The sequence below is a fragment of the Tistrella mobilis KA081020-065 genome (genome assembly GCF_000264455.2).
GTDB lineage: Bacteria > Pseudomonadota > Alphaproteobacteria > Tistrellales > Tistrellaceae > Tistrella > Tistrella mobilis.
On sequence record NC_017966.1, the window covers coordinates 367435 to 383942 of the forward strand.

The window sequence follows — 16508 nt, forward strand, 5'->3', positions numbered from 1 at the left end:
GGGGCAAGGGTGGTGATGCGCGGCCCCGCCCTCTGGTCGGCGGAGGAGATCACCGCCGAACTGGCCGACGAGGCGGTGACCGTCGTCTATCTGCCCACCGGCTATTGGCGGATGTGGCAGGCGGGGCTGGGTCGGGTGCATCTCCCGGCACTCCGCCTGGTCACCACCGGCGGCGAGGCGCTGGCCGGGGCGGCGCTGGCCGACTGGCTGGCGAGCCCCCTGGGCCATGTGCCCTTCCTGAACAGCTATGGCCCGACCGAGGCGACCATCACGGTGTCGGCCCACCGCAGCCGGGCCGCCGATGCCCTGCTGCCGGTGGTGCCGATCGGCGAGGCCTGGGGCGGGCGCAGCCTGGTGGTGCTCGATACCGAGGGCGACCCGGTTCCGGAAGGCGGAACCGGTGAACTCTGCATCGGCGGCCCGGCGCTGGCCCGCGGCTATCCCGGCCGGCCGGGGCTCACCGCCGAGCGCTTCGTGCCGGCCCCGGGCGGCGGGCGGCTCTATCGCACCGGCGATCTGGCCCGGCTGGGCCCCGACGGCGCGATCCGCTTCCTGGGCCGCATGGACGGGCAGATCAAGCTCCGCGGCTTCCGCATCGAGCCGGGCGAGATCGAAGCCGCGCTCCGCAACGAGGCCGGCATCCGGGACGCCGTGGTCGTCCTGGCGGGGCAGGATGCGACCGCGCGCCTCATCGCCTATGTCACCGGCACGGCCGATCCCGACCGGCTGAAACAGGCGCTGGCCCATCGTCTGCCCGGGCATATGGTGCCGCAGGTGATCATGGTGCTGGATGCGCTGCCGCTGACGCCGGCCGGCAAGCTCGACCGCAAGGCCCTGCCGGCCGCGGATGCGCCCCAGGCGCTGCCGGTCACGCTGCCGCGGGACGAGATGGAGGCCGCACTGCTCGATCTCTGGCGCGGCCTGCTGGGGCGTGCTGATTTCGGCATCGACGACGACGTCTTCGACCTCGGCGCCGATTCGATCCTCAGCCTGCAGCTGGTCTCGCGCGCCCGCCGTGTCGGGCTGGTGCTGACCCCGGCTCAGGTCTTTGAGCATCCCCGCATTCGCGACCTCGCGGCCGCAGCCGCCCGCATCGGCGGGGCGGGTGCCACCAGCCTGCCGGGCCAGGGCGAAATCATCGGCCGGGCCCTGCCGCTCACCCCCATCCAGGCCGATTTCTTCGAGACCTATCCCCAGGGCCCGTCGCACTGGAACCAGTCGGTGCTGCTGACCGTCGACGGATCCATCGAGCCCGAACGTCTCCGCGACGCGCTCGATGCCCTGGTCGCCGCCCAGGATGCCCTGCGCCTGCGCTTCCGCACCGATGGCGAGGGCCGCTGGACCCAGGCCGTTGCGCCAGACGAGACGGCGGAGCTGCTCCGGGTGATGACGATCGGCGACGACCCGGCCGATCTGGACCGGGCGGGCGAGGCGATCCAGGCCTCGCTCGACATCCGCAGCGGCCCGCTGATCCGCGCCGGGCTGTTCCGCCGCCCGTCGGGCGACCGGCTGTTGATCGCCATCCACCATCTGGCGGTCGACGGGGTGTCGTGGCGGATCCTGCTTGAAGATCTGGCCCGCAGCACCGCCACCCGCCCGGTTCTGCCCTGGAGCCGCTGGGTGGAGGCCCAGACCGCCTATGCCGCGGGGCCGGCGGTCGCGGCCGAACTCCCCTGGTGGCAGGCGGCTTTGGCCCAGGCCGCACCGGCCTTCCCCGCCGCCCGCAGCGGCGATCGCCGCCAGCATGACCAGATCTTCGATGCCGCCCTCACCACCCGCCTGATCACCCAGCTGCCGCGCCGCTGGCGGATCGGCGTCGACGAGGTGCTGCTCGCCGCACTGGCCGCCAGCCTCGCCGCGGAAGGTTCGCAACTGTTGGTGTCTCTTGAAGGCCATGGTCGCGAAGAGGTTGTGGAAGGCGCGGATCTCAGCCGCACCATCGGCTGGTTCACCACCCGGTTCCCGGTGGTCGTGCCGGTGAGGGAGGATCCGGGTGACCTGCTCGCCGGGGTCAGATCCGCCCTGCGGTCGGTGCCGGTCAAGGGGCTGAACTGGGGCTGGCTGCGCCATGGCGCCGATCCGGCGCTGGCCGCCGCCGCCCGCGCGCTGCCCGCGCCCGATATCGGCTTCAACTATCTGGGCCGGTTCGGTGAAGGGCAGGCCGGTGAGGGTGGTTTCGGCTTCTCGCGAGAGGCGGCCGGCCGCTCGGTGGGCGTGGAGACGCCGGCGGGCCTGGCGCTCGACGTGAATGCGATGGTGGTCGGCGGCCGGCTCTCGGTCTCGTGGCGTCACGATACCGGCGCGCTCGCCCCCGACCGGCTGGCGGTGCTGACCGAAGGCTTCGCAGAGCGTCTCGCCGCCCTCATCGACCACGCCCTTGCCAACGAGATGCGGGCCACCCCGCAGGATTTCGACATCGATATCGACCAGGACGCGCTCGACGACCTGCTCGCGGAGATCGACGGATGACCATGGACAGCCATCACCGCCACGACGACGCGCCGGAAGCGACCCCGGCCGCCCCGGTCGCATCTTTCCGCGACAAGAGTAACGTGGCCGAGATCTTCTATCTGTCCGAGTTGCAGCAGGGCATGCTCGCCCATGCGCTGAAGGGCGGCGACGACGCCTACCACATCCGCCATGTCTTCGAAATCGCCGGGAATTTCGATCCCGAGCGCTTCGCCCGGGCCTGGGGGGCGGTGGTCGCCCGTCATGCCCTGCTCCGCGCCGATATCCGCTGGCGCGAGATCCCGAAGCCGGTACATATCGTCTATCGCCGCACCGCCGGTTCGCTCGCCATGGCCGACTGGCGCGGCCTCGACCCGGCGGCGCAGCGGGCGCGGCTGGAGGCCGATCTGGCCACCGCCCGCGCGGCCGGGTTCGATTTCGCCCGCGCCGCCGATCCAGCCGTGCAGCTGATCCGCATCGCCGATGACCGCTGGTGGTTCACCTGGCGCTTCCACCATGTCCAGCTGGATGGCTGGAGCGTCGCCCGCATCCTGGCCGACCTGCTCGCCGCCTATCGGGGGGAGGCGCCCGCCGCCCCCGCGCCCTCGTTCCGCAGCCACATCAAATGGCTGGAGGGGCGCGACCTCGCCGCCGCCGACGCCTGGTGGCAGGCGGAGCTGGCGACCGTCGAGGCCGCAACCCCGCTGCCCCCGGCAGAGGGGCCGTTCAGCCAGGGCCATGCCGAGCGCATCCGCCATCTGGATGCCGACACCACCGCCGCCCTCGACCGGCTGGCCCGGCGCGCCGGGGCGACGCTCTCGACCCTGCTTCAGGCCGCCTGGGGCTGGCTGCTCGCCACCCATGCCGGCACCGACGAGGCGCTGTTCGGCGTCACCCTCTCGGGCCGGCCGGCGGACCTCGACGGGGTGGAGCAGATCGCCGGCCTCTTCATCAACACCCTGCCGCTGCGCGTCACCCTTGATCGCAGTCTCAATGTCACCGACTGGCTGGCGGCAGCCCAGCGTCGGATGAACGCGCTCCGCCCCCACGACCATGTGCCGCTTGCCCGCATCCGCGGCCTGGCGCCGCTGGTCGACGGCCCGCTTTTCGACACCATCCTGGTGGTCGAAAACTTCCCGGTCGATGCTGCCCTCGGTGCGGCGGATGATGATGTCACCATCCGCGTGCCCGGACCGGCCGCACCCGAAGACGGCGTCATCGCCACCGATGGCCGCAATCACTACCCGCTCAGCCTGATCGCCGAAACCGGTCCGCGGCTGAAACTGGTTCTGGCCTATAATCTCAGCCGTTATGGCCATGACGATATCGCCCGGCTGATGGCGCAGCTGGTGCGGGTGCTGGAAGCGCTGCCCGTCGCCGCCGACCGGCCGCTCGGCTGCTTCGCCCCCTTCGACGACATGCCCCGCCAGCCTCTGCCGGCGCTGCCGCAGCTGCTGCCCGACCATCTGCGGGCCCATGACCCGGCGGCCGTCGCCATCGTCGACGGCGCCCGCGCCATCACCTATGGCGACCTCGCCCGCGATGCCGCGCGGCTTGCCTTCCGGCTCGGCGCGCTCGGGGTCAGGCCCGGCGACCGGGTGGCGCTGATCGCGCCGCGCTCGGCCGGCTTCGTTGCGGCGGTTCCAGGCATCTGGCGGGCGGGTGCCGCCTATGTGCCGCTCGACCCCGCAGCACCGGCGGCCCGGCTCGCCGATCAGATCGCCGATTGCGGCGCCCGCCTGGTGATCGGCCGGGATGGCGACCTGCCGGCTGATCCGGCGGGGTGGGGCGAGGACGAGGCCCCGGCCGTGGCGCTCGACCCGGCCTGCGAGGCCTATGTCATCTTCACCTCCGGCTCTACCGGCCGGCCCAAGGGCATCGCCGTCTCGCATGGCGCGCTCGCCGCCTATCTGGACGGGCTGGTGGCGCGGCTGTCGATGGGCCGCGACCCGCTCCGCATCGGCTGGGTGTCGACGCCGGCCGCGGATCTGGGCCATACCGCGCTGTTCGGCGCGCTGCGCCTGGGCGCCGAACTCCATATCGCCGACGAGGCGCGGATCTTCGATCCCGACCGGTTCGGCGCCTGGATGGCCGATCACGCCATCGATCTGATCAAGATCGTGCCCGGCCATCTGGCGGCGCTGCTGGACGCGGCAGAGCCCGCCCGCGTGCTGCCCCGCCGGGCGCTGGTGCTGGGCGGAGAGGCGCTGACCGCCGGGCTCGCCGCCCGCATCGCCGAGCTTGCCCCCGCCTGCCGGTTGATCAATCATTACGGCCCCAGCGAAACCACCGTGGGCGTGCTCACCGACGAGGGCGGCACGGCCAATGCCGGCCGCCACGCCCTGGGCCGCCCGCTCGGCCATGCCGCGGTCCGCATCCTCGACCGCGCCGGCAACCCGGTCGCCCCGGGCATGGCCGGCGAAATCGTCATCGGCGGCGCAACGCTCGCCCATGGTTATGTCGGCCGTCCCGGCCAGACGGCGGAGCGCTTCATCCCCGATGCCGCCGGCCTGCCCGGCGCGCGGGTCTATCTGACCGGCGATCGCGGCCGCGCGCGCGAAGACGGCCGGATCGACTTCCTGGGCCGGCTGGACGATCAGGTCAAGATCCGCGGCTATCGCGTTGAACCGGAAGAGGTTGCAACCGTGCTCCGCGGCCTGCCCGGCGTCGCGGCCGCAACTGTGATCGCCCGCCCCGATGCCAATGGCCGGCTGCGGCTTCTGGGCTATGCGGCCGGGTCCGGCCTCGACGGCGCCCGGCTGCGCCAGGCCCTGGCCGAACGCCTGCCCGATGCGCTGGTGCCGGCGGCGGTGATGGTGCTGGACCGCCTGCCGCTCACCCCCAACGGCAAGATCGACCGCAAGGCGCTGCCCGACGAGCCGGGCGCCGAGGCGGCGGCCGCCCCGGCGAAACCGGCCCCCCGTACCGCCACCGAAGCCGCCCTTCTTGCCATCTGGTGCCAGGTGCTGAAGCGCGACGATATCGGCGTCACCGACAATTTTTTCGCAAGCGGCGGCGATTCGATCCTCAGCCTTCAGCTGGTCGCCCGGGCCCGCAAGGCCGGGCTGAAGCTCACCCCCAAACAGGTCTTCGACCAGCCCGAGATTGCCCGTCTGGCGGCGCTGATCGACGGCGCGACGCCGGCCGCCACCCCGGCTCCGACGGCCAGGCCCCAGGCTCCGCGCCTGCCGGCGGCGCAGGTCGCGGCCCTCGAAGCCCTGCGCCAGAGTGGGGTGGGCCAAAGCCTGGACGGCGTGACCGACATCCTGCCCGCCACCCCCGTGCAGCGGGGCATGATCTTCCACACGCTGGAGGCGGCGGGCCGGGCGGACGGGGCGGGCGTCTATGTCAACCAGCTGCGCCTCACCTTCCGAGGCCGCGTCGACCTCGAAGCGCTGGAGGCCGCCTGGGCGGCGGCGATCGCGCGCCATCCGGCCCTGCGCACCCGGTTTGAATGGCGCCATGGCGGTGATCTGCTCCAGATCGTGCATGAAGCGGCCGCGGCGCCGATCGCCGTGCTCGACTGGTCGTCTTTGCCGGCGGCCGCGGCCCGGCTGGAGGACTGGCTGGCCGGTGATATCGCCCGCGGCATCGATCTGACCCGCGCCCCGGCGATGCGCCTTGCCGTGATCCGCCGCCCCGATGGCGGCGACGAGCTGGTCTGGACCAACCACCACGCCATCACCGACGGCTGGAGCACCAGCCTGGTTCTGGCCGAGCTTGCCCGCGACTATGCCGCACGGCTGGAGGGCGGCAGCGCCGGGCTGCCGGCACCACCCCACACGCGCGCCTATGCCGCCTGGCTCGCCGCCCAGCCCGACCCCGAACCCTGGTGGCGCCGCCAGATCGCCCGCATCGACCAGCCGGCCCGAATCACCGAAGCCCTGATCACCGAAGCGCTGGCGGCCCCTGCGGAGGCCACCCCCCGCCACCACCAGCTGCGTGTCCTGCTCGACCCCGACATCACCGGGCGCCTCACCGCGGCGGCGCGGCGCGAACAGGTCACCCTCAACACCCTGGTTCAGGGCGCCTGGGCACTGCTGCTCGGTCGCTATGGCGGCCGCGATCAGGCCGTGTTCGGCGTCACCCTCGCCGGCCGTCCGGCAGAGCTGCCGGGCGTCGAGGCCATGGCCGGGGCGTTCCTCAACACTTTGCCGGTCTGGATCGACCTGCCCGCCGATGCCGCCATCGGCCCCTGGCTGCGCGACATTCAAAAGTTGAACGCAGAACTCCGTTCAGTTGAATTTTCCAGCCTGGCCGATGTCCAGCGCTGGTCGGGCCTGGCGGGCGAGGGGCTGTTCGATGCCCTGCTGGTCTTCCAGAACTTCCCGGTCGAGGCGGCGCTGGCCGATCTGGAAACCCGGCTGGGCGTCACCGGCGCCGATGCCTGGACCCGCAGCCATTACCCGCTGGAGCTGATGGTGGTGCCGGGTGACCGGCTGGACCTGCGCTGGAACCATGATGCGGCCCGCCTCGGCGACGCGCAGGTGGCACAGCTGCACCGCCATTTCCTGCGCCTGCTCGACCTTTTGGCGGAGGGGGAGGGCGTGTTGGGCCGCATCGATATGCTCGACGCCGACGATTGCGCCGAACTGGTCCTGGCCCGCAACCGCACCGCCGAAGCCTGGGACCTGGATTGCCGCATCCACGACCTCATCGCGCCCTGGATCGTCCGCAGCCCCGATGCCCCCGCGGTGATCGCCGCCGATGGTCGGGTGCTGGACCATGCCGGGCTGGATGCCGCCGCCAACCGGCTGGCCCATCGCCTTCAGGCCGCCGGCACCGGAGCCGACGACGTGGTCGGCCTCTGCCTGCCGCGCGGGCCCGAGGCGGTGATCGCCATGCTGGCGGTGATGAAGGCGGGCGGCGCCTGGCTGCCGCTCGATCCGGCCCTGCCCGACGACCGCCTGGCCTATATGGTCAAGACCGCGGGTGCCCGGCTGGTGATCGCCCCGGCCGCGGCCGCGGCCCGCTTCCCCGCCCTTGCGGTCCTCCCGCCCGATGGCGGCGACCATCCGTCGACGCCGCCGGTCTGCCCGGCCACCCCCGACACGCTCGCCTATGTCATCTTCACCTCCGGCTCCACCGGCCGGCCCAAGGGGGTGATGATCCCGCATCGCGGGGCGGTGAACTATCTGCGCTATGGCGCTGCGGCCTATATGGATGCGGACACGGCGGAACCCGGCCGGGCGGCGGGTGCAGGCGCGCCGGTCAATACCGCGCTCGGCTTCGATGCCACCATCACCAGCCTGTTCCTGCCGCTGGTCACCGGCCGCGCGGTCCATCTTCTGCCCGAGACGGATGAGATCGAGGCCCTGGCCGCCCTTCTCTCAGGCTCTCATGACTTCAGCCTGGTCAAGCTGACCCCCGCCCATGTCGAGGCGCTGAACCATCTGAACCCGGCCGGCGCCTATGCCGGCCAGGCCCGCGCCCTGATCATCGGCGGCGAGGCGCTGACCGCCGCCGCGGTGGCCCCCTGGCTGGCCGAGGCGCCCGCCACCCGGCTGATCAATGAATACGGCCCCACCGAAACCGTGGTCGGCTGCGCCGTGCATCGGGTGACCGCGGCCGATCTTGCCGGCGAGACCATGCCGATCGGCCGGCCGATCGCCAATACCCGCCTGCTGGTGCTGGATGATGACCTGCGCCCGCTGCCCGACGGCGCGGCAGGGGGGCTCTATATCGGCGGGGCGGGGCTTGCCCGCGGCTATGCGGGCCGCCCGGGGCTGACGGCGGAGCGCTTCCTGCCCGACCCCTTCCACCCGGGTGAACGCCTCTACCGCACCGGCGATCTCGCCCGCTGGCGCGCCGATGGCAGCCTCGACTATCTGGGCCGGCTGGACGATCAGGTGAAGATCCGCGGCCACCGCATCGAACCGGGTGAGATCCAGGCGGTGCTGGCCGCCCATCCGGCCGTCGCCCGCGCCGCTGTGATCGCGCGCCCGGGCCCGGCGGGTGGCCTGCGTCTGCTCGCCTATGCCGTCGCGACGGCGGGCGAAGCCGCCGATCCGGCGGCGCTGCTCGCCCATCTCTCGGCGCGGCTGCCGCATTACATGGTGCCGGCGCAGGTCATGCTGCTGGACGATCTGCCGCTGACGGCCAACGGCAAGCTCGACCGCCGGGCGCTGCCCGATCCCGACCGGCCGGCAGGGCAGGGTATCGCCGCCGGCGACCCGCTCGAAGCCGCCCTGCTCGACATCTGGCAGGGGGTGCTGAACCGCCGCGACATCGGCGTCACCGACGATTTCTTCGACCTCGGCGGCGATTCGATCATGAGCCTGCAGGTGGTCGCCCGCGCCGCCCGCGCCGGCATCCGCATCACTGCCCGCCAGATCTTCGATCATCCGCGCATCGACCGCCTGGCCGCGGCGGCCCGCAGCGCCGAAGCCGAAGCCGCCGAGGCCGAAATCGCCGACACGCCCCTGCCGCTCACCCCCATCCAGGCCTGGTTCTTCGACCGCCACCCCGATGGTCCCGGCCATTGGAACCAGTCGGTGCTGCTGCGGTCGCGGGAGGCGATCGACATCGCCGCCCTCGACCGGGCGCTGAAGGCGATCGTCGCCCGTCATGATGCCCTGCGCCTGCGGTTCGAAACCGATGTCGCCGGGCGCTGGCGGCAGCGTGTGGCCGAGATCGAGACTGCCGATCTGCTCCGCGTCGCCCGTCTCGACGGCCCCGACGCCCTCGATGCGGCGGGCGATGCGGTGCAGGCCAGCCTCGACATCCGGACCGGTCCGCTGCTCCGCGCCGGCTGTTTCAGCCTGCCGCCCCGCGGTACCGAACCCGGGAGTGATCGCCTGCTGATCGCCATCCACCATCTGGCGGTCGACGGCGTGTCGTGGCGCATCCTGCTCGATGATCTTCAGGCCGCCTATGATGCCGCACTGGCCGGCCGGCCGATCGATCTGCCGGCGCCGCCCGTGCCCTGGAGCCGCCATGTCCTGCGCCAGGCCGCCCGCCTGGAGGATACCGCCGCACTCGGTGCCGAACTCCGCTGGTGGCAGGGCCATCTGGCCGGCGCCGCGCCGGTCTGGGGGCCGGCCCGGTCCGGCGACCGGCTGGAACAGGAACGGGTGGTGGCCGAAGCCGTCACCCGCCGCCTGCTCACCGATGTGCCGCGCCGCTACCGGATCACGGTCGAAGAGGTGCTGCTGGCCAGCCTTGCCCGCACGCTCGGCCAGGCCACCGGCCGCCACACCGTGCTGGTGGCGATGGAAGGCCATGGCCGCGGCGAGCCCGGAGAGGGCGGGGAGGCGCACGACCTCTCGCGCACCATCGGCTGGTTCACCACCCATTACGACCTTGCCCTGCCGGCCGGGAGCGATGAGGGCGGGGCCGACGATGCCCGCCTGCTGGCCGATCTGCGCAGCCGCCTGCGCAGCCTGCCGGCGCGCGGTGCCGATCGTGGCCTGCTGGCGCTGGCGGCGGACCCCGCGATCGTCGAAGCCGCCCGGGCGCTGCCGGCGGCCGATATCGGGTTCAACTGGCTCGGCCGGTTCGACGGCAGCCTGGAGGAGGGCGGGCGGTTCGCGCTCGGCACCGAAACCGCCGGCCGCAATATCGGCCGCCGCGGCCCGATGCGCCATGCGATCGAGATCAATGCCGCGGTCACCGACGGCCGGTTGCGCATCGGCTGGCGCCATGATCCGGCCGTCGTCGCCGAAGCGGTCATGACCCGGATCGTCGAGGGTTTCGAGGCGGCCTTGACCGACCTCGTCAGCCATTGCCTGACGGCGGACCCGATCCCGGTCGCCGCCGATTTCCCGCTGGCAGCCCTCGATGAGGACGGGTTCAACCGCCTTCAGCTGGCGCCGGGCCAGACGGAGGACATCTACCCCGCCACCCCCGTGCAGCAGGGCCTGCTCTTCCACAGCCTGCGCCATCCGGGGCAGGGGGTCTATGTCAACCAGCTGCGCGTCACCCTGGACGGCACGCCCGATATCGACGCGCTGGGCCGGGCCTTCGCCGCGGCGATGACCCGCCATCCGGTGTTGCGGACCAGTTTCGACTGGCGTCATGGCGGCACTGCGCTGCAACTGGTCCATCGCCGCGTCACCCTGCCGATCGATGTGCATGACTGGTCGGGCCGCGTGGCTTACGAGCCGGACCTGGCCGACTGGCTTGCGGCAGACCGCGCCTGGGGGTTCGACCCGTCCGCGGCGCCGCTGATGCGGCTCGCCCTGTTCCGCCGCCCCGACGGTGCGCATGATCTGGTCTGGACCCTGCACCACGCTTTGACCGACGGGTGGAGCACCGCGCGCCTGCTCCACGAGATCGCCCGAGATTACGAGGCCCTGACCGAGCCCGAGCCCGCCGAGGCCGGCATTCAGGCCCCCACCCCCTATCGTGACTATATCGCCTGGCTGCTCCGTCAGCCCGATCCGGCCCCCTGGTGGCGGGCGCAGGCGGCGCGCATCGCCGATCCGGCCGGCATCACCCAGGTTCTGGCCGCGCCTGCGGCGCCGGTCGCCGGTTCCCATCGCCTGGACCGCCCGGCCCCCGAAGCCCTGACCCGTGCCGTGGAGGCGCTGGCGCGGCGGGAGCGGGTGACGCTCGCGACCGTGCTTCAGGGCGCCTGGGCGCTGCTGCTCGGCCGCATGGCCGGGCGGGGCCAGGCGGGGTTCGGCCTGACCGTCTCGGGCCGCCCGGCCGATCTGCCGGGGGTGGAGCGCATGGCCGGGCCGTTCATCAACAGCCTGCCGCTCTGGATCGACCTGCCCCCCGCCGCCCGTCTGGGCGACTGGCTGCGCGACATCCAAAAGTTGAACGTGGAAATGCGCGCGGTTGAACACAGCAGCCTCGCCGACATCCAGCGCCTGACCGGCCGCTCGGGTGACGGGCTGTTCGACAGCCTGCTGGTGATCGAGAGCTATCCGGTCGAAACCGCCGCCGGTGCCACCCGTCTCGGCGCCCGCACCCGCGCCATGTCGATGGTGGAACGCACCCATTACCCGCTGGTGCTGGCGGCCCTGCCCGGTGCCCGGCTGGATCGGCCCGGAGCCGCGCTCGATCTGCGCTGGGGCTGGGATGGCGCGCGGCTCGACGGCGATGCGGTGGCGCGTCTGGCCGATGATTTCCTCGACCTGCTCGGCGCCTTCACCGCCCCGGACGCCGGGCGGCTGCCGCTGGGTGCGGTGTCCGTCACGGCCCCCGTGCCGGCCCCGGCGGTCGTCCACGACGTCCACCCCGTCCATGAACGCTTCGCCGCCATCGCCGCCCGCATGCCCGACCGCGAGGCGGTGGCCTGTGGCGACCGGCGCCTCGACTACGGCCAGCTCGACCGCTGGTCCAGCCGCATCGCCCGCGCGTTGCTGGCGGCGGGGGTGCAGCCTGAAACCCGGATCGGCCTTGCGGTCGAACGCTCGGTCGGGCTGGTCGCCGCCATTCTGGGCGCGCTGCGCTCGGGCGGGGCTTACGTGCCGCTCGATCCCGACTATCCGGCCGACCGGCTGCGCCACATGATCGCCGATGCCGGCCTCACCGTCCTGCTGGTCGGCCCCGAGGCGGCACGAATGCTCGCACAGGTTGTGGATACGATTCCTGATAGTTGCAGGCTGATCGACGTCACGACCCTGGATGACCTCGACGCCCCCGACTCCCTTGATGACGGCCCGGTGACGGTGCCGGTCCTGCCCGACCAGCTCGCCTATGTCATCTACACCTCGGGCTCCACGGGGCTGCCCAAGGGGGTCGGCATCTCCCATGCCGCGCTCAGCCGTCATTTCGACGATTTCATCCCCGCTTTCGCCTATGGGCCAGAGGATGCCGGGCTGCAGTTCTCGACGGTCAATTTCGATGCCGCGATCGAACAGATGCTGCCGCTGCTCACCCTCGGCGGCCGGGTGGTGCTGCGCGGGCCCGAGATGTGGTCGGCGGAGGAGCTGACCCGCGTGCTGGCGACGGAACGCCTGACCATCGCCGACATCCCGACCGGGTTCTGGCAGCACTGGGCGCGCGACCCGTCGCTTCACCTGCCGCATCTGCGCCGGGTGACGGTGGGTGGCGAGGCGCTGCCGCCCGATGCGCTGGCGCGCTGGAAGGCCGGCCCCCTGGCGCATGTCCGGCTCGACAACCGCTATGGCCCGACCGAAGCCGCCATTTCGGCGCTCTATCACGAAACCCGCGCCGAAGACGGCGCCCGGCCGCCGGTGCCGATCGGCCGCACCTATCCCGGCCGCAGCGCCGTCATCCTCGGCACCGACGGCAATCCCGTGCCGACCGGCGGCATCGGTGAACTCTGCATTGGCGGCGCTGCGCTGGCCCGCGGCTATCTGAACCGCCCCGGCCAGACGGCGGAGCGTTTCGTGCCGGATCCCTTCGGGGCGCCGGGCGCGCGGCTCTACCGCAGCGGCGATCTCTGCCGGCTGCGCGAGGATGGGGTGGTGGTCTTCCTCGGCCGCGTCGACGCCCAGGTCAAGCTGCGCGGCTTCCGGATCGAGCCGGGCGAGATCGAGGCGCTGCTCAGGGCGCGCCCCGGCGTCAGTGATGCCGTCGTGGCGGTGCGGGGCGATCGCCTGCTCGCATGGGTTGCGGCTGACGCGGAAATTGACCCGATGGAGTTGCGGGCTGATCTGGCGGGCCAACTGCCCGGCTGGATGGTGCCGCAGCGGGTCATCCGCCTCGACGCCCTGCCGCTTCAGCCCTCGGGCAAGATCGACCTTGCAGCGCTGCCCGAACCCGAAACCGCGTCCGAGGCGGTGGCGCCGCGCAATGCGCTGGAAGCCCGCCTGCTCGGCCTCTGGCAGAAGGTGCTCGCCTCGGACGGGCCGGGCGTCACCGACGACTTCTTCGCCGTTGGCGGCGATTCGCTGAAGGCGCTGCGTCTGGCTGCCGCCGCCCGTGCCGAGGGTCTGGACGGCCTCTCTCTTGAAGCGCTGTTCGAGACGCCGACCGTCGCCGGCCTGGCCCGCCGCCTGGCCCGAGAGGCGGACGAGACCACGCCGCCCGAGGCCACACCGCCCGCTGGCCTCCGCTGCCTCAACGGCCCGGCGCCGCAGCGTCTGTTCTGCATCCATCCGGGGTACGGGCTGGTGCGCGAATACCGCCACCTCGCCGCGGCCCTGGACGGCCGGGTCGAGGTCTGGGGCCTTCAGGCACCGCGCCTCTCCGATCCTGCCTGGGCACCGGCCGACATGGCGGCACTCGCCCGCGACTATCTGGCCCGGCTGCGCCTTGTGCAGCCCGAAGGCGGCCTGCACCTCGCCGGCTGGTCGCTCGGCGGCTGGCTCGCCGCGGCGATCGCGGCCGAAGCCGACCGGGAAGGCGGGCAGGGCGCCACAACCCTTACCATCATCGATACGCCATCAACCGTGCCTTCAGTTGTGTTCGATCCGGCCGGCACCGAGGCCCGCATCCGCGGCTATCTCGCGGCCGGGCAGATCGACGACCTGGCCGCCGAAGCCGCTGCGGGCACGGGGGCGGATGACCGCGACACCCTGGTCGCCGCCGCCGTCGACCTGGTCGGCCTGCATGCCCGGCTGCTCACCGGCTGGGTGCTGCCGCGCCTGGCGGTGCCGGTCAGCCTGCTCCGCGCCACCGCCGCCGGCCGCGCACTCGACCCCGCCGGCTGGCACGCCGCCGCCCCGGCGGGCCTCACCCTCCACGACCTCGACGCCGACCACGAGGGCATCCTCGCCCATCCCGACACAGCGGCCCTGGTGCTGCACACCGTCACCCAAGCCACCCCGGGAGCCCCCGCATGACCGTGACAACCCTGCCCACCCGCTTCGTGCCGGAGGTCATGGTCACCCCCGGCCCGGCCGCGGACGAGGCGACGCTGCGTCTCGATGCCGTCACCGACCCTGCCGCCCTGCTCGACGGGGCGGCGGCCCTGCTCGGCCGGCTCTCCGCCCGTCATCCCGCCGCCACCACCCTGGTTCTGGCCGGGGCGGGGTGGGCGGCGGTGGCGGCGGGCTTGCGCGCCCGCGGCCTGGCACTCCGCGACCCTGCCGGCCGGCTGGTGCTGCCGGTCGATCTGCTCTGGCAACAGCCGGCGGCCTGGGCGCCTCAGGTGCCGCCGGTGCCCTATCCCTACCGCCCGGTGCTCTCGGGCGCCTTCCGCCACCCGCAGCGCCCGCCCAAGCCCCATGGCGAACTCTACCGCCGCTTCGTGCCCTGGCTCGGCCTCGACATCTCGTTCCGCGCCGCCAGCCTTGAGGCCGATCTCGATCTGGTACACCGCTGGATGAACGATCCGCGCGTCGCCGCGATCTGGGAAGAGGCGGGGCCGATCGACCATCACCGGGCTTATCTCTCAGGGCTGATCGCCGACCCGCACATGATCCCGATGATCGGCTGTTTCGGCGACGAGCCCTTCGGCTATTTCGAGATTTACTGGGCGAAAGAGAACCGCATCGCGCCCTTCTACGATGCGCAGGATCATGATCGCGGCTGGCATGTGCTGGTCGGCGACGACAGGTTCCGCGGCCGGCAGTATGTCGCCGCCTGGCTGCCCTCGCTGATGCATTACCTGTTTCTCGACGACCCGCGCACCACGCGCATTGTGGGTGAACCGCGGTCTGATCACAGCCAACAGTTGCGTAACCTCGATCGCGGCGGCTTTGCTCGGATCAAGGATTTCGATTTCCCCCACAAGCGCGCCACCCTGGTGATGCTGCTGCGCGAGCGGTTTTTCGGCGACCGGCTCTGGCTGCCCGATTTCGCGACCGCAAGCCCCGACAGCTGGGCCGCCGCCGCCACCACCCCCGAACCGAGGACGATCGCCCGATGATCATCGACGACACGGTCTCCATGCTCGATGTGGCCGGCATCGGCTTCGGCCCGTCCAATCTGGCGCTGGCCATCGCGCTCGATGCCCGCGCCCCCGGCCGCCGGTCCTGCTTCTTCGAAAAACAGCCGGAATTCCGCTGGCATGGCGGCATGCTGCTGCCCGGCAGCCGGATGCAGGTCTCGTTCCTGAAGGATCTGGTCACGCTGCACGACCCCACCAGCCGCTTCACCTTCGTGAACTATCTCCATGCCCGCGGCCGGCTGGTCGACTTCATCAATCAGAAGACCTTTTTCCCCAGCCGGATCGAGTTCAACGACTATCTCCGCTGGGCGGCGGCGCAGTTCGACGACCGGGCCAGCTACGGAACGGAAGTTGTCGCGGTCGAGCCGGTTACAACCAATGGTCGTCTGACCGCCTTTGCGATCCGCATCGCCGATGCCGCGGGGCGCGAGCGGGTGGTGCGGGCGCGGTCCGCCGTCGTCGCCATGGGCGGCCGGCCGCGCATCCCCGAGCCCTTCCGTCCGCTGAAGAGGGAGCCGCGCCTGTTCCATTCCTCGGGCTATCTGCGCCATCTGGACCGGATCCGCCTCGCCGACGAGGCCGGCGGCCGGGTGGCGGTGATCGGCGGCGGGCAGAGTGCGGCCGAGATCTTTTCGGATATACGCAGCCGGTTTCCGCGCGTAAAAGTCGATCTGATCCTCCGCGCCGCGGCGCTCAAACCCGCCGATGACAGCCCGTTCGTGAACGAGATCTTCAACCCCGGCTTCACCGATCTGATCTTCTCGCAGGCCCCCGCACAGCGCCGGGCGGTGATCGACGAATTCCGCGGCACCAATTATTCGGTCGTCGACCTCGATCTGATCCAGTCGATCTATGAAGACCTCTATCAGCAGAAGGTGACCGGGGAAGACCGGTTGCGCATCCGTGCCGGCCAGCGTATCACCGGCGTCTCGGCCGGGGAGGGCGGAATCGCGGTGGTCACCCGCGACACGATGTCGGGTGTGCCGGCCGCCGAGACCTACCAGGCCGTCATTCTCGCCACCGGCTATGACCGCGACCTGCCGCGCGATCTGGTCGGCGCGCTCGACCCCCATGTCACAGGCTGGGAGCCGGACCGGCTCTACCGCGTGCCCATGGCCGACCCGTCGGGCCCGGTCCTGCACCTGCAGGGCGCCTGTGAAGACAGTCATGGGTTGAGTGATACTCTTCTTTCAGTTGTGGTGATCCGGGCGCAGGAGATCGCGACCGCGCTGGCGGCGCATCTGGACCGGATGGATGCCGCCGCCGCTCCGGCCCGGCGGCCGGCCCTGGCGGGGGCGGCTGGCTGACC

The 16508-nt window shown here is 72.1% G+C and carries 4 protein-coding genes; all 4 read left to right on the plus strand.

The features are described from left to right. Positions 1–15: 15 nt before the first annotated feature. From TMO_RS32690 to TMO_RS22405, 4 genes are read left to right on the plus strand one after another with little or no spacing between them, the layout of a single operon-like run. Complete coding sequence (locus tag TMO_RS32690; protein ID WP_145978374.1) at positions 16–2469, plus strand: condensation domain-containing protein; 2454 nt, start codon at positions 16–18, stop codon at positions 2467–2469. Continuing rightward, positions 2466–14150 (plus strand): non-ribosomal peptide synthetase, encoded by an 11685-nt coding sequence (locus TMO_RS22395; RefSeq protein WP_014753085.1) that lies wholly within the window; start codon positions 2466–2468, stop codon positions 14148–14150. The genes TMO_RS32690 and TMO_RS22395 overlap by 4 nt, the downstream gene beginning before the upstream one ends. Continuing rightward, positions 14147–15178 carry a GNAT family N-acetyltransferase gene (locus TMO_RS22400; protein ID WP_014753086.1) on the plus strand — a complete coding sequence of 344 codons (1032 nt, stop codon included), beginning with the start codon at positions 14147–14149 and terminating at the stop codon, positions 15176–15178. Before TMO_RS22395 ends, TMO_RS22400 begins: the two co-directional genes overlap by 4 nt. Then, complete coding sequence (locus tag TMO_RS22405; protein ID WP_014753087.1) at positions 15175–16506, plus strand: lysine N(6)-hydroxylase/L-ornithine N(5)-oxygenase family protein; 1332 nt, start codon at positions 15175–15177, stop codon at positions 16504–16506. Before TMO_RS22400 ends, TMO_RS22405 begins: the two co-directional genes overlap by 4 nt. Positions 16507–16508: the final 2 nt, after the last annotated feature.

Coding starts and splice junctions, on each gene's coding strand:
- TMO_RS32690 (WP_145978374.1), top strand. CDS start 16: ATGCGCGGCCCCGCCCTCTGGTCGGCGGAGGAGATCACCGCCGAACTG.
- TMO_RS22395 (WP_014753085.1), top strand. CDS start 2,466: ATGACCATGGACAGCCATCACCGCCACGACGACGCGCCGGAAGCGACC.
- TMO_RS22400 (WP_014753086.1), top strand. CDS start 14,147: ATGACCGTGACAACCCTGCCCACCCGCTTCGTGCCGGAGGTCATGGTC.
- TMO_RS22405 (WP_014753087.1), top strand. CDS start 15,175: ATGATCATCGACGACACGGTCTCCATGCTCGATGTGGCCGGCATCGGC.